Source organism: Teichococcus aestuarii (assembly GCF_003116135.1).
Classification (GTDB): Bacteria; Pseudomonadota; Alphaproteobacteria; order Acetobacterales; family Acetobacteraceae; genus Pseudoroseomonas; species Pseudoroseomonas aestuarii.
Window position 1 is genome coordinate 36,525 of the sequence record NZ_PDOA01000005.1, and the last position, 16,413, is coordinate 52,937.

The window sequence follows — 16,413 nt, forward strand, 5'->3', positions numbered from 1 at the left end:
CGGCGCCGGGCCGTTCAGAACAGCCTCTCGAACAGGCCCTCGCGGCGCCGCTGGATCACCGGGGTCTCGCCATCCACCGGCTCGCGGCCGAGGGCGGAATTCTCGCGCAGGCGCTGCGACTCGCGCTGCGGGTCCACCGCCACGCCGGGCGCCGGGGCGTCGCGCCAGAACATCAGCCGGTCCACCACGCTGCGGTCGGGCTGGTCGAGGCGGGTGCTCTCCTCGTCCACCTGGCCGCGGATGCCGGTGGGGACGCGCGGCCCGGCCTCGGCCAGCAGCGCCATCTCGCCCGAGGAGGGGGCGCTGGAGGCGCCGACGCCGAAGGCGGCGCCCGGCGCCACCGTGGCCTCGCCGGCGGCGCGGCCGCGCAGCTCCTGCGGGCGCGGGGTGCCGGGCCGCGGCGGCGGCAGGTCGCCCAGCGTCGGCGGCAGGGAGAGCGGGGCGCGGGTGACCACGCTGAACTCGTCCGGCGCGTCGCGCGTGAAGCCGAGGGTGCGGGCCGTGTCCGAGCCGCAGCCGGAGAGCAGCAGACCGCAGGCGAGCGGCAGGAGGGCGGCGCGGGCCCCGGGAAGAGCCGGGATGCGGAAGGGGAGCAGCCTCATGGCGTTTCCTTAGCCGTCTGTCGGGGGCGGAACAAGGCGTCGGCGATCAGCGCCACCACGCCGAGCACGATGGCGGCATCGGCGAGGTTGAACACGTACCAGTGGAAGGAGCCCACCCAGAAATCGGCGAAATCCACCACCGCGCCGAAGCGCAGCCGGTCGATGACGTTGCCGATGGCGCCGCCGACGATGCCGCCGAGCGCCACGGCGGTGAGGCGGTTCTCGGCCCGGGCCAGCCAGCGCAGCAGGAAGGCGACGACGGCCAGCGCCAGCAGGGCGAGGCCGGCGCGGTGCCAGACCGTGTCTCCCGCCAGCAGGCCGAAGGTGACGCCGCGGTTCCAGACCATGGTGAAGTCGAAGCCGAAGCTGCCGAAATCGAGCAGCTTCACCTGGAAGCGCTCCGGCAGGCGCAGCACCTCCAGGACCCACCACTTGCTGGCCTGGTCGGCCACCAGCAGCCCGGCGGCGATCGGCAGCCCCAGCTTCAGGCTCATGCGCCCAGGCTCACACCGTTCGGGCTCACGCCGTTCGGGCTCATGCGGCGGCGCGCTCCACCACCGCCTCGCAGCGGCGGCAGAGGGTGGGGTGGGCGGCGGAGGCGCCGACCTCGGGCAGAACGCGCCAGCAGCGCTCGCATTTCTGGCCGGGCGCGGGGTCGGTGGCGACCTCGGGCTGCGCCCCGCCGGGCGGCTCGATGGCCACCTCGGAGACGATCAGCACCTCTTCCCACAGTTCCGGCGGCAGCAGCCGGGCGGCCTCGCCCGCCGTGCCGAAGCGCACCCGCGCCTGCAGGGAGGAGCCGATGCGGCCCTCCTTGCGGTCCAGCTCCAGCAGCTGGGTGGCGCCGCGGCGCGCTTCCCGCACCTGTTCCCATTTGGCGGCCAGCGCCTCGTCCCGCCACTCCGCCGGCACGGCGAAGAAATCCTCGAGGTGGACGGAGCCATCCTCGGAGGGGAAGCGGGCCAGCCAGGCCTCCTCCGCCGTGAAGGGCATGACGGGGGCGAGCCAGGTGGTCAGGCAGCGGTGCAGCGCGTCCAGCACGGTACGGGCGGCGCGGCGGCGCGGGCTGTCCGCCGCGTCGCAGTAGAGGCTGTCCTTGCGGATGTCGAAGTAGAAGGCGGAGAGGTCCGTGGCGCAGAAGGCGTGGATCTCGGGGTAGACGCCGTTCCAGTCGTAATCCCGCACCGCCTTGCGCAGCCGGTCGTCCAGCTCGGTCAGGCGGTGCAGCACCCAGCGCTCCAGCTCGGGCAGCTCGGCATGGGGGAGCTTCTCGCCCTCCTCGAAGCCGTCGAGGTTGCCGAGCAGCCAGCGCAGCGTGTTGCGGATGCGCCGGTACAGCTCCGCCTGCTGCGCCAGGATGTTCTTGCCGATGCGCAGGTCGTCCGCCGTGTCCGAGTTCATCACCCAGAGGCGGAGGATGTCGGCGCCGTACTGCTTCGTCACCTCCTGCGGCGCGGTGACGTTGCCGAGCGACTTCGACATCTTCCGGCCCGTCTCGTCCAGGACGAAGCCGTGCGTCAGGATCGCCTTGAAGGGAGCAAAGCCGTTGGCGCCGACGCTCTCCAGCAGGGAGGAGTGGAACCAGCCGCGATGCTGGTCCGAGCCCTCCAGGTAGAGGTCGGCCGGCACCGGCAGGCCGCGGTCGCGCAGCACGAAGGCGTGGGTCGAGCCGGATTCGAACCAGACATCGACGATGTCCATCACCTGCTCATAGGCGTCCGGGTCACGGTCCGGGCCGAGGAAGCGGGCGGCGGCGCCGGGCCTGTACCAGGCATCCGCGCCTTCCTCGGCGAAGGCGGCGCAGACGCGGTCCAGCACCGCCTGGTCGCGCAGCACCTCGCCGGTGCGCTTCTCGACGAAGACGGCGATCGGCACGCCCCAGGCGCGCTGGCGGCTGATGCACCAGTCCGGCCGTGCCGCCACCATCGAGCCGATGCGGTTGCGGCCCATGTCCGGCACGAAATGCGTCTCGGCGATGGCCTGGAGCGACTTGGCGCGGATCTGGTTGGCATCGTCCATGGCGATGAACCATTGCGGCGTCGCGCGGAAGATCACCGGCTTCTTCGAGCGCCAGCTATGCGGGTAGCTGTGGGTGATGAAGCCCTTGCCGGCGAGGTGACCGGTGGCCTCCAGCGCCGCCCACACCGCGTCATGCGCCTTGAACACGTGCAGCCCCGCGAAGCCCGGCGCCTGCACCGTGTAGGTGCCGTCATCCCCCACGCATTCCGGCACGGCGATGCCATGGGCGCGGGTCAGGTGGAAATCGTCCTCGCCATGGGCGGGGGCCATGTGGACGAGGCCGGTGCCCGCCTCGGTGGTGACGAACTCGCCCTCCAGCAGCGGCACCTCGAACTGGTAGCCGCCCTGGTTTCCTTCCCAGCTCCGCAGCGGGTGGGCCGCGATGACGCCGGCCAGCTCCGTGCCCTTGAACACGCGCGTCACGCTGAAGGCGGCCAGCCCCACCTCCTTGGCGAAGGCGCCGATCAGCGCCTCGGCCACGATGAAGCGCTGGCCGGGGCGCACCAGGGTGGTGCCCTCCGCCACGCCATCCACCGTCAGCAGCGCGTAGTCGATCTCCCCGCCATAGGCGAGCGCGCGGTTCGCCGGGATGGTCCAGGGGGTGGTGGTCCAGATGACGGCCTCGGCGCCCACCAGATCCGGGGCGGCCGCCGTCACGATGGGGAAGCCGGTGTAGAGGATGGCCGACTTATGGTCGTGGTACTCGACCTCGGCCTCGGCCAGGGCGGTCTTTTCCACCGGGCTCCACATCACCGGGCGCAGGCCGCGATAGAGGGAGCCGTTCATCAGGAACTTGCCGATCTCGCCGGCGATGGCGGCTTCCGAGGGGAAGTCCATGGTGGCGTAGCGCCCGGCCCAGTCGCCGGCGACGCCGAGGCGCTTGAACTCCTCGCGCTGCACGTCGAGCCAGTGGGCGGCGTAGGCGCGGCACTCGGCGCGGAACTCCAGCACCGGCACGGCGTCCTTGTCCCGCCCGCCCTGGTACTTGCCCTTGGGGTTGCGGTACTCCTCCTCGACCTTCCACTCGATCGGCAGGCCGTGGCAGTCCCAGCCGGGGATGTACTCGGCGTCCTTGCCGCTCATCTGGGCGGCGCGGTTGATGACGTCCTTCAGCACCTTGTTCAGCGCGTGGCCGATGTGCAGCGCGCCATTGGCGTAGGGCGGGCCGTCATGCAGCACGAATTTCTCCCGCCCCGCCGACTGGGCGCGCAGGCGGTCCCACAGCCCGATCTTCTCCCACCGCTCCAGCCAGCCGGGCTCGCGCTTCGGCAGGTCGCCGCGCATCGGGAAGGGGGTCTGCGGCAGGAACACGGTGCCGCGGTAGTCGCGGCCAGGAGCGTCGGTCATCGGGAGGTCCACATGCCGCCAGGGTGGGCGGGCTTCAGGGCATGAAGAAGGCAGCGCGCGTCGGCGAACCCGGCCCTCGCCAGGAAGCCTGGCCGAGGACCGGGCAGCTAATTCGCGCCGCCAGCAGGGGCGCCTGCGGCCGAGGCTGCGTCCGGGACATGGCGGCGTTTTGCGACCCCGCGCGGCAGGGGTCAAGGGAGACTCGGCGCCGCTTGCCGGCGGCGCCGGGCCGCGCCAGATGCGGGAGCCCCCTCCGCCGGACCCCTTTTGCCGGAGCCCGCCCATGCCCCCGCTCTTTCTCGACCTCGACGGCGTGCTGGCCGATTTCGACCGCGGCGTGCACGCCATCACCGGCCAGCGGCCCGAGGCGCTGCCCCTCAGGACCATGTGGGCCGCGCTCGCCCGCGCGCCGCGCTTCTTCGAGACGCTGGAGTTCATGCACGACGCGCAGGAGCTCTGGCGCTTCTGCGCGCCCTGCCACCCCACCATCCTCACCGGCCTGCCGCTCGGCGCCTGGGCGCCGGAGCAGAAGCGCCGCTGGGTGGCGCGGATGCTGGGGGCGCATGTGCCCGTCATCACCTGCATGAGCCGCGAGAAGCCGCGCTGGTCCGGGCCGGGGCATGTCCTGGTCGATGACCGGGCGAGCGCCGCCGAGGGGTGGGAGAAGAAGGGCGGCGTCTTCGTGCATCACCGTTCGGCGGCGGGCAGCATCGCGGCGCTGCGGGCGCTGGGCTTCGGGAAGGAATAGGGCCCTTCCCGCCGCGCCTTCAGCCCAGCAGCAGGCGGCGGGCCTCGGCGGCGTCGGCCCCGATCTGCGCCACCAGCTCCGGCAGGCCGGCGAAGCGCTTCTCGGGGCGGAGGAAGTGCAGCAGCGCCACCGAGACCTCCTGCCCGTAGAGATCGCCCTGGTAGTCGAAGAGATGCGCCTCCACCCGGCTCTCCGTGCCGCCCACGGTGGGGCGCAGCCCGATATTGGCCACCCCCGGCACCACCTGCCCACCGGCCAGCGTGGCGCGGATGGCGTAGACGCCGCGCGCCGGCTCCAGGTGCCGCCCGAGCGGGATGTTGGCGGTGGGGAAGCCGATGGTGCGGCCGCGCTTGTCGCCATGGCTCACCGTGCCGCAGATCTCCCACGGCCGGCCGAGCTTCCGCGCGGCGCGCTCCGGGTAGCCATCCTGCAGCACGCGGCGGATGCGGGAGGAGGAGAGGGGGCCGCCCGCATCCGTCACCGGCGGCACCACGGAGAGGCCCATGCCCAGCGCCTCGGCCCGCGCGGCGAGGAAGGCCACGTCGCCGCCGCGGCGGTGGCCGAAGGCGAAATCGGCGCCGCAGGAGAGATGGCGGGCATCGAGCGCGCCGTGCAGCACCTCGGAGACGAAGGCCTCGGCCGGCATGGCGGCGAGGGCGGCGTCGAAAGGCAGGGCCAGCACGAAATCGGCGCCCGCCGCCATCAGCGCCCGCGCCTTGGCCTCGGCCAGGGTGAGGCGGAAGGGCGGGTCGTCGGGGCGGAAATGCTCGCGCGGGTGCGGCTCGAAGGTCAGCGCCACCAGCTTCAGCCCGGGCCGCGCGGCATGGGCGGCGCGCAGCACGGCGCGGTGGCCGAGATGCACGCCGTCGAAATTGCCGAGCGCCACGGTGGCGCCGCGCGCGGCCTCGGGGATGGCTTTCCAGTCCGAGAGGATCATGGCGGGGCGGCACCCATCGCGGCGGGGCTCAGCGCTGCGTCTTCTCGGCCCATTTCTCCACCGTCACCGGCGTGAAGCGGGCCAGCGCCTCCAGCGCCGCGTCCGGGTCCTCGGCGAAGGTGACCATGGCGCGGTGCTTCTCGTGCAGGAAGCCCTCGGCCACCATGTGGTCGAACACCGACGACAGGCTCTGCCAGTAGCCGGCGGTGTCGAGGAAGACGAGGCCCTTGTCGTGGATGCCGAGCTGCGTCCAGGTGAAGGCCTCCACCGCCTCCTCCAGCGTGCCGATGCCGCCCGGCAGCACGACGAAGCCATCCGCCAGGTCGGCCATCATCGCCTTGCGCTCATGCATGGTGGAGACCACCCGCAGGTCGGTGATGGCGCCATGCCCGACCTCGCGCTTCATCAGCGTCTCGGGGATGATGCCGATGACCTCGGCGCCGCCGCGCATGGCGGCGTCGGCCACGATGCCCATCAGCCCGACATGGCCGCCGCCATAGACGAGGCCGAGGCCCTGCGCCGCGATGGCGCGCCCCATGGCGCGGGCGGCGGCGGCATAGGCCGGGTTCAGGCCCGGGTTGGAGCCGCAGAACACACAGACACGCTTCATCGGCACAGTCATTCCGGTTGGCCGCCAGGCCGGGTTCGCCCGGCCGCCGGGGAAAGAAGACCAATGCCTTAGCGGCGGGCGCCCGGATGGACAAGCCGGCCATGGGGCGCGACAACCGCCGGCCCAACCGGAAGGAGCGAACGGCCCCATGCCTGTCACCGAACTCGGCACCAGCGAACGCCTGCTGGAGGAACTCCGCGGCTGGGTGGAGCACGAGACCCCCACCACCGACCCCTCCGCCATCAACGGGCTGATGGACAAGGCCGAGGCCGAGCTGCGCGCCGTGGGCGCGGTGGTCGAGCGCATCCCCGGTACGCGCGGCTTCGGCGACCACCTGGTGGCGCGCACTCCCGGCGCCGGAAAGCCCGTTCTGGTGGCCGGCCACCTGGACACGGTGTGGGATCACGGCACGCTGGCCAACACCATCCCCTTCCGGGTGGAGGGCGAGAAGGCCTATGGCCCCGGCATCTACGACATGAAGGCCGGCAGCTTCTTCGCCTTCCACTCGGTGCGGGAGATCCTGCGGCAGAAGGTGGCGACGAAGAGCCCCATCACCCTGCTGCTGACCTCGGACGAGGAGGTGGGCAGCGGCACCAGCCGGGCGCTGATCGAGCGCGAGGCGGCGGGCGCCTGCGCCGTGCTGATCCCGGAGCCGGCGGGCGGGGCCGACAAGTGCTGCGTCACCGCGCGCAAGGGGGTGGGGCGCTTCACCATCCGCGTGCAGGGGCAGAGCGCCCATGCCGGCGGCAACTGGCAGGACGGCGCCAGCGCCGTCGTCACCCTGGCGCGGCTGATCGGGCGGATCCATGCGCTGGTGGACCTGCCCGGCGGCACCACCACCAACTGCGCGCCCATCTGGGGTGGCACGCGGCCGAACGTGATCCCGAACGAGGCAGGGTGCGAGGTGGATTTCCGCGTCGCCACGCTGGAGGACGGGGCGCGCATCGAGGCCGCCATCAAGGCCATGGCGGGCGCGCAGCCCGAGGGCACCACGGTGGCCGTGGAGGGCGGCCTCAACCGCCCGCCGATGGAGGAGGGGCCGGGCAACCTGGCGCTCTACGCCCGTGCCCGGGAGATCGCCGCCCGGCTCGGCTACGACCTGCCGAAGCAGCACCGTGGCGGCGGCTCGGACGGCAACTTCACCGCCGCCATGGGCGTGCCCACGCTCGACGGCCTCGGCTGCTCCGGCGCCGGCGCCCATGCGGAGTTCGAGCACATCCTGTGGCGCGAGCTGGCGCCGCGCTGCGGCACGCTGTGCGAGCTGCTGGAGACGCTGGGGTAAGAGACTTTGTCAGTCTGGCGTCCCGCCTCACCATCAGCGTGACGCCAACTGACAAAAGTTTTTTGGTTCTTTTTTCCAAAAAAGAACGACTTGTTTAGAATTCCAGGCAGATCTTCCCGAAATGCGCCCCCGCCTCCTGGTGGCGGAAGGCGTCCGAGATTTCTTCCAGCGTGAAGCTTCGGTCGATCACCGGCTTCACCGCGGTGGCCTCCAGCGCCCGCACCAGCTCCTGCTGCTGCCGCCGGCTGCCGACGATGAGGCCCTGCAGCCGCGCCTGCTTCGCCATCAGCGCCGCGGTCGGCACCTCCCCGCCGCGCCCGGTGAGCACGCCGATCAGCGAGATGTGGCCGCCGACGCGCACCGCCTGGATGGACTGCGCCAGAGTGCCCGGCCCGCCCACCTCCACCACGTGATCGACGCCGCGCCCGCCCGTCCAGTCCCGTGCCCGGCGGCCCCAATCCTCGTGCTCGCGGTAGTTGAGGGTGTGCGCGGCGCCAAGGGCGCGGGCGCGCTCCAGCTTCTCGTCCGAGGAGGAGGTGACGATGACCTGCGCCCCCATCATGCGGGCGAATTGCAGCGCGAAGATCGAGACGCCGCCGGTGCCCAGCACCAGCACCACCTCGCCCGCCTTCAGCGCGCCATCGCCCACCAGGGCGCGCCAGGCGGTGAGGCCGGCGGTGGTCAGCGTCGCCGCCTCGGCATGGCTCCAGCCGCGTGGCGCGCGGGTGAACCAGGTGGCGGGGCGCACCACCGCCTGCCGCGCATAGCCGTCCACCCCGTCGCCCGGCACGGTGGAGAAGTCACCGAGCGTCGCCGCGCCGTCCATCCAGGTGGGGAAGAACACCGAGACCACATGGTCCCCCGGCGCGAACTCCGCCACGCCGGCACCCACCGCCTCCACGACGCCGGCGCCGTCCGACATGGGGATGCGGCCATTCGCCGTCGGCATCCGCCCGGCCACCACGCCGTAATCGTGGTAGTTCAGCGAGCTGGCGTGGAGGCGGACACGGATCTCGCCGGGGCCGGGGGCGCCGGGGTCGTCCATCTCCGCCCGCTCCAGCCGGTCCAGCCCGCCGGGGGCGTGCAGCACAATGCCTTTCATCGAAGGCTCCTCTTCACTTGTCCGGTGTGACGGGGAGGAAATGGGCCGCTGGCGGCATCGTTGCAGGGTGGTGCGCGGGGTGCCCTAATCAGGCCCTCCACCTGCAGGGAACATCCTCATGGCCGAGGCCAGCCATCTCACCCCCATCCTGGCGCCCATGGTGTTCCTGGGCGCGGCGGTCATCGCCGTGCCGCTGGCCAAGCGGGCGGGTCTCGGCTCGGTGCTGGGCTACATCGCGGCGGGCATCGTCATCGGGCCCTGGGGGCTCGGGCTGTTCGGCGAGCCGGAGCGGGTGGCCGGCATCGCCGAGTTCGGCATCGTGCTGCTGCTGTTCATCATCGGGCTGGAGTTGAACATCGGCCGGCTCTGGGCGCTGCGGCGGGACATCCTCGGCCTCGGCCTCGGCACGGCGCAGGTGCTGCTCTGCGCCGCGCTGCTGGCGCCGCTGCCCTGGCTGCTCGGGCATGGCTGGGCGGCCGCGGTGGTGGCCGGGCTGGGGCTGGCGCTCTCCTCCACCGCCCTGGTGATGCAGTTGCTGGAGGAGAAGGGCGAGCTGGAAGCGCCGCATGGCCGCACCGCCTTCGCCGTGCTGCTGCTGCAGGACCTCGCCATCGTGCCGCTGCTGGCGCTGGTGGCCTTCCTCTCGCCGCACCCGGCGGCGGCGGAGCATCCGGCCTGGGTGGGGGTGGCGCTGGGCTTAGGCGCGGTGGCGGCGGTGGTGCTGGCGGGGCGCTACCTGCTCAACCCGCTCTTCGGCCTGCTGGCCCGCTCCGGCGCGCGCGAGATCATGACCGCCGCCGCCCTGCTGGTGGTGCTGGGCGCCGCCGGGCTGATGGCGCTGGCCGGCCTCTCCATGGCGCTCGGCGCCTTCCTGGCCGGCGTGCTGCTGGCCGAATCCAACTACCGGCACGAGCTGGAGGCGGATATCGAGCCGTTCCGCGGCCTGCTGCTCGGTCTGTTCTTCCTGTCGGTGGGGATGAGCGTCGATCTCGGGGTGGTCTGGGCGCAGGCGCCGCTGCTGCTGGCCGGCGTGCTGCTGCTGGTGGCGCTGAAGGCGCTGGCCACCTATGGCGCGGCGCGTGCCTTCGGCCACCCGCCGGCCACCGCGCTGCGCGTCGGGCTGGTGCTGGCGCAGGGCGGCGAGTTCGGCTTCGTGCTCTATTCGGCGGCCGCGGCGGCGGGGGTGATGGCGCCCTCGCTCGCCAGCCTGCTGGTGGCGCTCGTCACCCTCTCCATGGCCACCACCCCGCCGCTGCTGCGGCTGGCGCCGCGCCTGCTGGCGCTGTGCCGCCGCCCGATGCCGGAGGAGGACTACTCCGACGCGCGCGGCAGCGTGCTGGTGGTGGGCTTCGGCCGCTTCGGCCAGCTTGTCTCGCAGGTGCTGCTGCGCCAGGGCCTCTCCCTCACCCTGCTCGACAACGACACCCACCGCATCCAGGAGGCGGGCCGCTTCGGCGCCCGCGTGCACTACGGCGACGGCACGCGGCTCGACGTGCTGCGCGCCGCCGGCGCCGGGCGGGCACGGATGATCGTGGTCTGCACCGACCGGCCGGAGGTGACCGACCGCGTGGTGGCCGTGGTGCAGGAGGCCTTCCCCGAGACGCCCTGCCTGGTGCGTGCCTATGACCGGGTGCACGCCCTGGCGCTGATGGCGCGCGGCATCGAGGCCCCGGTGCGCGAGACGGTGGAATCGGCGCTGCTGCTGGGGCGGGAGGCGCTGCTGGCGCTCGGCCTGCCGCGCGAGGAGGCGCAGGCGGCGGAGCACGCGGTGCGGCTGCGCGACCGCGAGCGGCTGGCGGCTCAGGCGATGGGCGGCCCGTTCATCGGGCCGGAGCCGCTGACGCCGCCGCGGCCGCAGCACGCCCCCGGGCAACCGGCCCCCGAGGCCGTGCCGGGGGAGTGAGGCGCCCGCGCGGCCCCGCCAGGCCTGCCGCCGGAGGGCGGCCTCAGCTGTCGAGGAGGGTGGTGAAGCCGCCATAGATCATGCGCTTGCCGTCGAAGGGCATGGGCGTCTCGCCGCTCATCATGGCCTTCATGCGCGGGTCGGACATGACGCGCGCATGCACCGTGTCGCGCACCGCCTTGCTCGGGAACTCCATCCAGCTGAAGACAACGATCTCGCCCGCCTCCGCCTTCACCGCGCCGCGGAAGTCGGTGACCTTGCCATCCGGCACGTCGTCGCCCCAGCATTCCACCACGCGGGTGGCGCCGAACTCGCGGAACAGCGCCGCCGCCTCGGCGGCGTGGCGGCGATAGACCTCCCTGTTGCCGGCCGGCACGGCCAGGACGAAACCTTCCACATACTGCATGCCTGCTTTCCTTCCCTGCTCTCCGGGCCGTTGCGCCCTTGATTTTTATGTTGATATCAACATAAAAGCCGCATGTCAAAACATGTGCCCTACGCAACGACGCTGGAGGTGCGGGATGCCTGCCTCTGCCTGCATACGCAGCGCGCGGCGCGCGCCCTGGCCCGCCGCTTCGACGAGGCGCTGCGCCCGCTGGGGCTGACCAGCGGCCAGTTCTCCCTGCTGATGGCGCTGAACCGGCCGGAGCCGCCGCCCCTCGGCCCGGTGGCGGCGCTGCTGGCCATGGACCGCACCACCCTGACCGCAGCACTGAAGCCGCTGGAGCGGAACGGGCTGGTGGCCATCGGCACCGACCCGCAGGACCGGCGCAGCCGCCGCCTCTCGCTGACGGAGCAGGGGCAGGCGGTGCTGGCCCGCGCCGTGCCGGCCTGGCGCGCGCTGCATGGGGTGGTGGAGGCGGAGCTGGCCGCCGCGCCGGCGCCGGTGCCGCCCGATGCGCTGCGCGCGGCGCTGCGCGCGCTGTCCTGAGGCCCCAGCCGCCCGTCAGCCGCCCATCAGCCGGTGGAACACCGGCACCGCCGCCGCCAGCCGCGCCAGGTGGGCGCGCTCGCGCGGGGAGTGGGCGGTGTCCATCACATCCGGGCCCAGGATCACGCAGGGGGCGATCTCCTGCAGCTCGCTGGCATCGGTGCCGAAGGGGCGGGTCTCGGCGGCGTGGCCGGTGGCGGCCTCGGCGGCGCGGATGAAGGGGTGGTCGGCAGGCGTCTCGGGCGGGCGGCCCTGGCGGATGACGTCGAGCGTCACGCCGGCCCGCGCGGCGGCCGCCTCCACCGCCGCCACGATGGGGCTGGGGTCGATGCTGCGGCTGTAGCGGAACTTGATGCGCGCGGTGGCCTTCGGCACCGTCACGTTCACCGCCGCGCCATGGTTGTCGAGCACCAGGTTGAAGTCGCTGAAGGGGGGTGCGTAGGCGGCGTCGTGCAGGGTGGCGTCGTCGCGCAGCCGCTCGGCCAGCGCCTGCATCTCCACCAGGAAGGGGATCAGCGCCCAGTTGGCGTTGCGGCCCACGCCGAGCGAGGAATGCGCCTGCACCCCCTCCGCCACCGCGATGAAGTCGATGTTGCTGCGGTGGCCGCGCACCGGCAGCATCCTCGTGGGCTCGGCCACGACGATGCCGCGCGGCGCCGCCTGGCGGGCGAGCGCGGAATGGTCGGCGATGCGCCGCGCGCCCATCTTGGTGGTCTCCTCGTCGGTGGTGATGAGGAGGGTGGCGGGCAGGTGCGCCGGCAGGGTGCGGGCCGCCACGATGCAGGCGGCGAGCGGCCCCTTCATGTCGGCCGCGCCGAGGCCGTGCAGCACGCCTTCCGCGTCGATGCGGCCCGAGAAGGGGTCGTCCGTCCAGCCGGTGTCCGGCACCGTGTCCATATGGCCGGACAGCGCCACCCCGCCGGGCGGGCCGCGATGCGCGACGATCACCTGCTTGGCCACGCCGGCGGCGTCCGCATAGTCGAGCCGCTCCAGCGCGAAGCCCTCCAGCTCGGCCGCGATGCGGTCGGCCACCGCGCGGTTGGAGACAAAGCTGCGGCTGTCCAGGCGGACGAGGTCGGCGGCGAGGCGGGCGACGGCATCGGCGTGTTGCATGGGGCAAGGGGGTACCCTTGCCGGGCGCGCCTGCGCAAGCCAGGGTGTCTCATCATGCCGAACGCCGCCTATCTCGACCCCCGCTCCGGCCGCACCTGGCCGCTCGACACCCCCCGCTGGTGTGGCCCCGAGGGCCAGCCCCTGCTGCTGACCGACCTGCCCGGCATCACCCGGGCCGACATCGCCGGCGGGGAGCGCAGCCTGTGGCGCTATGCCGCCGCGCTGCCCTTCATGCCCGCGGCGCCGATCAGCCTGGGCGAGGGCTGCACCCCCCTGCTGCGTGGGGAGTGGGCCGGCGCGCCGGTGCGCTTCAAGTGCGAGTGGTTCATGCCGAGCGGCAGCTTCAAGGACCGGGGCGCCTCGGTGATGCTCTCGCTGCTGCGCGACCAGGGCATCGAGGCGGTGCTGGAGGACAGCTCCGGCAATGGCGGCGCCGCCATCGCCACCTATGCCGCCGCCGGCGGGATGCGCGCCAAGATCATGGTGCCGGCCTCGACCAGCCCGGCCAAGACCGTGCAGTCCCGCGCCATGGGCGCCGGCATCCAGCTGGTGCCGGGCAGCCGGCAGGATTGCGCCGACGCGGCGCTCGCCGAGGGCAGCGACCCGGCGGCGGAGATCTTCTACGCCAGCCACAACTGGCACCCCTTCTTCCTGCACGGCACCAAGACGCTGGCCTACGAGCTGTGGGAGGATCTCGGCTTCCGCGCGCCGGACAACGTCATCGTCCCCTGCGGCGCCGGCTCCAACGTGCTGGGCTGCGGCATCGGCTTCGGCGAGCTGATGCGGGCGGGGGAGATCGGGCGGCTGCCGCGCATCTTCGCCGCGCAGCCGGAGAATTGCGGCCCGATCGCCCGCGAATGGCTCGGCGAGGACGCCGCCGACCCCATTCCCACCATCGCCGAGGGCACCGCCATCGCCCAGCCGCTGCGCAGGGCCGAGGTGCTGGCGGTGCTGCGCGAGAGCCGGGGCGGCGCCGTGCTGCTGAGCGAGACCGAGATCGTCCGCGCCACGCGCGGCCTGGCGCGGCGCGGCCTCTACGTCGAGCCGACCTGCGCCCAGGCCGCCGCCGCCTTCGGCCGGCTGCTGGAGGACGGCACCATCCGCGAGGAGGAGACCACCGTGGTGGTGCTGACGGGCAGCGGCCTGAAGGCCACGCAGCGCCATGCCGAGCTGGCGGGGGTGAGCCTGTGACCGCCGCCCCGCGCATCGCCCTGCTGGGCTTCTCGATCGAGTGCAACCGCTTCGCCCCCGTGGCGCGGCGGGAGGATTTCCGCTGCTGGCTGGAGGGCGAGGCGATCCTGGAGGATGCCCGCTCCGCCGCCCCCGTGGCGCTGGCCGAGATGCCGGGCTTCGTGGCGGAGATGGACGCCGCCGGGCCGTGGCGGCCGCTGCCTCTCCTGCTCGCCATGGCCGAGCCGAACGGGCCGGTGGAGCAGACGCTGTTCGACGCCATGCTGGCGCAGTGGCGCGCCGGGCTGGAGGCGCTGCGCGGCGCGGTGGATGGCGTCTATTGCGTGATGCACGGCGCCGGCCTCGCCACGGAGATGGACGACCCCGAGGGCGCGCTGCAGGCGCTGATCCGCGACGTGCTGGGCGAGGGCGTGCCGCTGGTGTGCAGCTACGACCTGCACGCCAATGTCTCGGACAGCATGGTGCGCGACTGCGACGCCTTCGTGGGCTACCGCACCAACCCGCATCTGGACATGCGCGAGCGCGGCGCGGAATCGGCGCAGCTGATGCGCCGGCTGCTGGCCGGCGAGCGTTTTTGCCGCGCCTTCCGCCGGCTGCCGATCGTAGCGCCCACCGTCAGCCTGCTGACGTCCCACGGCCCCTATGCCGAGGTGATCGACCTCGGGCAGGAGCGGCTTGCGGAACTGGGGCCGCAGCGTGTGGCCAATGTCTCGGCCATGGCGGGCTTCGCCTATGGCGACACGCCCTTCAACGGCTTCGCCGTCATCGTCACCGGCCCGGACGCGGCGGCCTGCGAGGCGCTGGCCACCAAGCTGGCCGAGGCCGCCTGGGCGCGGCGCGACCGCTTCGTGGCGAAGCTGACCTCGCTGGCCGATGCGGTGGAGCGCGCGCAGACCTCCGAGGTGCCGCTGGCCTTCGCCGACGTGGCGGACAACCCGGGCGGTGGCGGCGGCGGCAACACCATGTTCATCCTGCGGGCCTTCCACGAGGCGGGGGTGCAGGGCGCGATCTTCGGCGTCATCCACGACCCCGCGCTGGCCGCCGAGGCGCATGCGCTGGGGCAGGGCGCCCGCTTCACCGCCCGCTTCAACCGGGGCAAGGCGGGCGAGGGCTTCGCCCACCCCTTCGCCGCCGAGGCGGAGGTGGTGGCGCTCTCGGATGGCGCGGTGACGGGGCGGCGCGGCATCTTCGCCAACACCGCCATGCGGCTCGGCCCCACCGCCGCGCTGCGGCTGGGCGGCATCACCGTGGTGGTCATCAGCCGCCGCACGCAATGCGCGGACCCCGCCTTCCTCGAGCACCTGGGCCTCGACATCGGCGCGGCGCGGGCGGTGGTGGTGAAGTCGCGCGGGCATTTCCGCGGCGGCTTCGACGAGTTCTTCTCCAACGGCCGGATCGTCGAGGTGGACGCGCCCGGCCTGACCTCCCCCATCCTCGACCGCTTCGCCTGGACCAGGCTGCCGCGCCCCGTGCTGCCGCTGGACCCCGAGACGCGCTGGAGCCCCGCATGACCACGCTCGACGACCTGCCCACCCCGGCCCTGGTGCTCGACCTCGGCATCCTGAAGCGCAACCTGGCGCGCATGGCGGCGGCGGTGGCGCGCCACCCCGGCGTGGTGCTGCGCCCGCACATGAAGACCGCCAAGAGCCTGGAGGTGGCGGCGCTCGCCGCCCCCGGCCACGGCCCGATCACCGTCTCGACGCTGGCCGAGGCGCGCTACTTCGCGGAAGGCGGCTACCGGGACCAGATCTACGCCGTGGGCGTCACGCCGCGGAAGCTCGATGCCATCGCCGCGCTGAACGCCGCCGGCGCCGCCGTGAAGGTGATCCTGGACGATGCCGAGGTGGCGCGCGCCGTGGCCGCGCATCCCGGCCCGCTCACCGCGCTGATCGAGGTGGATGTGGGCGAGGGCCGGGGCGGCGTGGCGCCCGATTCTTCCCTGCTGCCGGAGCTGGCGGCGATCCTGGGCGGGCGGCTGGCCGGCGTGATGACCCATGCCGGGCATTCCTATGCCGGGCGTTCGGCGGCGGAGATGGCACGCATCGCCGAGACGGAGCGGGCGGGCGTCACCGGGGCGGCGGAACGGCTGCGCGCGGCCGGGCACAGGGTCGGCATCGTCTCGCTCGGCTCCTCCCCCACGGTGCTTTATGCCGAGCGGCTGGATGGCGTGACCGAGGTGCGGGCGGGCGTCTACATGTTCGGCGACCTGCTGCAGATGCAGCTCGGCGTGCATGAACCGGAGGACATCGCGCTGACGGTGCTGGCCAGCGTCACCGGCCGCAAGCCGGAGCGGCAGGCGGTGCTGCTCGATGCCGGCGCGCTGGCGCTGTCGAAGGACCGCAGCACCCAGGCCGCGCCGCGCGACTACCAGTTCGGCCGGGTGCTGGGCGCGGATGGGACGCCGTGCTTCGGCGAGGCGCTGGTGGTGCGCACCCACCAGGAGCATGGCGAGGCGCGCGGCGGCGAGGGCCTGCTGGACCTCCACCTGGGCGACCTGGTCCGTGTTGCCCCCAACCATGCCTGCCTGACGGCGGCGGCCTTCGACCGCTACCACGTGGTCGATGGCGGCCGGCAGGTGGTAGCGGTGTGGAACCGCATCAATGGCTGGTAAAAACTGACAGAAAAAAG

General features: G+C 73.1%; 15 protein-coding genes. 7 read left to right on the forward strand and 8 right to left on the reverse strand.

Translation table 11 applies throughout. From position 1 onward, the window contains the following. Positions 1-14: 14 nt before the first annotated feature. Genes CR165_RS09560 through ileS form a run of 3 tightly spaced genes read right to left on the reverse strand, consistent with a single transcriptional unit; the run spans position 15 to position 3,968 of the window. Positions 15-602 carry a DUF3035 domain-containing protein gene (locus CR165_RS09560; protein WP_109516763.1) on the reverse strand — a complete coding sequence of 196 codons (588 nt, stop codon included), beginning with the start codon at positions 600-602 and terminating at the stop codon, positions 15-17. After that, positions 599-1,096: a signal peptidase II gene (gene lspA / locus CR165_RS09565; RefSeq protein ID WP_109516764.1), complete on the reverse strand. Its 498-nt coding sequence runs from the start codon at positions 1,094-1,096 to the stop codon at positions 599-601. The genes CR165_RS09560 and lspA overlap by 4 nt, the downstream gene beginning before the upstream one ends. 40 nt (positions 1,097-1,136) lie before the next feature. Continuing rightward, positions 1,137-3,968: an isoleucine--tRNA ligase gene (ileS, locus tag CR165_RS09570; RefSeq protein WP_109516765.1), complete on the reverse strand. Its 2,832-nt coding sequence runs from the start codon at positions 3,966-3,968 to the stop codon at positions 1,137-1,139. 283 nt (positions 3,969-4,251) lie between these two features. On the opposite strand from ileS, the gene CR165_RS09575 reads away from it, so the two are divergent. Beyond that, positions 4,252-4,716, forward strand: coding sequence for a hypothetical protein (locus CR165_RS09575; protein WP_109516766.1), 465 nt, complete (start codon positions 4,252-4,254; stop codon positions 4,714-4,716). A 19-nt stretch (positions 4,717-4,735) separates the two neighbouring features. Here the strand turns inward: CR165_RS09575 and CR165_RS09580 are convergent, their stop codons facing one another. Continuing rightward, on the reverse strand, positions 4,736-5,653 hold the full coding sequence (locus CR165_RS09580) for a bifunctional riboflavin kinase/FAD synthetase (RefSeq protein ID WP_109516767.1): 918 nt from the start codon (positions 5,651-5,653) through the stop codon (positions 4,736-4,738). Positions 5,654-5,681: 28 nt separating this feature from the next. Further along, positions 5,682-6,263, reverse strand: a complete 582-nt coding sequence (locus CR165_RS09585; protein ID WP_109516768.1) for an LOG family protein — start codon at positions 6,261-6,263, stop codon at positions 5,682-5,684. 148 nt (positions 6,264-6,411) lie between these two features. Here CR165_RS09585 and CR165_RS09590 point away from each other — a divergent pair, with 148 nt between their 5' ends. Continuing rightward, a complete protein-coding gene (locus CR165_RS09590) occupies positions 6,412-7,545 on the forward strand; it encodes a M20 family metallopeptidase (protein ID WP_109516769.1) in 1,134 nt (377 codons plus the stop codon). 94 nt (positions 7,546-7,639) lie between these two features. On the opposite strand, the gene CR165_RS09595 is transcribed toward CR165_RS09590, so the two are convergent. Continuing rightward, positions 7,640-8,647, reverse strand: a complete 1,008-nt coding sequence (locus CR165_RS09595; RefSeq protein ID WP_109516770.1) for a zinc-dependent alcohol dehydrogenase family protein — start codon at positions 8,645-8,647, stop codon at positions 7,640-7,642. 118 nt (positions 8,648-8,765) lie between these two features. On the opposite strand from CR165_RS09595, the gene CR165_RS09600 reads away from it, so the two are divergent. Then, on the forward strand, positions 8,766-10,550 hold the full coding sequence (locus CR165_RS09600) for a monovalent cation:proton antiporter-2 (CPA2) family protein (RefSeq protein WP_109516771.1): 1,785 nt from the start codon (positions 8,766-8,768) through the stop codon (positions 10,548-10,550). Positions 10,551-10,593: 43 nt separating this feature from the next. Here CR165_RS09600 and CR165_RS09605 read toward each other — a convergent pair whose 3' ends face one another. Next, positions 10,594-10,956 (reverse strand): DUF1428 domain-containing protein, encoded by a 363-nt coding sequence (locus tag CR165_RS09605; protein WP_109516772.1) that lies wholly within the window; start codon positions 10,954-10,956, stop codon positions 10,594-10,596. Positions 10,957-11,028: 72 nt separating this feature from the next. On the opposite strand from CR165_RS09605, the gene CR165_RS09610 reads away from it, so the two are divergent. Then, the gene (locus CR165_RS09610; RefSeq protein WP_109516773.1) at positions 11,029-11,481 is read left to right on the forward strand and encodes a MarR family winged helix-turn-helix transcriptional regulator; all 453 of its coding nucleotides are present in this window, start codon (positions 11,029-11,031) and stop codon (positions 11,479-11,481) included. Positions 11,482-11,496: 15 nt separating this feature from the next. Here CR165_RS09610 and CR165_RS09615 read toward each other — a convergent pair whose 3' ends face one another. Then, positions 11,497-12,594: a M20 family metallopeptidase gene (locus tag CR165_RS09615; RefSeq protein ID WP_109516774.1), complete on the reverse strand. Its 1,098-nt coding sequence runs from the start codon at positions 12,592-12,594 to the stop codon at positions 11,497-11,499. A 54-nt stretch (positions 12,595-12,648) separates the two neighbouring features. On the opposite strand from CR165_RS09615, the gene CR165_RS09620 reads away from it, so the two are divergent. The 3 genes from CR165_RS09620 to CR165_RS09630 are packed head-to-tail and all read left to right on the forward strand — an operon-like array spanning position 12,649 to position 16,396. Further along, the gene (locus tag CR165_RS09620; protein WP_181378084.1) at positions 12,649-13,785 is read left to right on the forward strand and encodes a threonine synthase; all 1,137 of its coding nucleotides are present in this window, start codon (positions 12,649-12,651) and stop codon (positions 13,783-13,785) included. After that, entirely contained in the window at positions 13,782-15,296 is a 1,515-nt protein-coding gene (locus CR165_RS09625) for a M81 family metallopeptidase (protein ID WP_109516775.1), read from the forward strand. The genes CR165_RS09620 and CR165_RS09625 overlap by 4 nt, the downstream gene beginning before the upstream one ends. Next, positions 15,293-16,396 (forward strand): alanine racemase, encoded by a 1,104-nt coding sequence (locus CR165_RS09630; RefSeq protein WP_109516776.1) that lies wholly within the window; start codon positions 15,293-15,295, stop codon positions 16,394-16,396. The genes CR165_RS09625 and CR165_RS09630 overlap by 4 nt, the downstream gene beginning before the upstream one ends. Positions 16,397-16,413 lie beyond the last annotated feature (17 nt).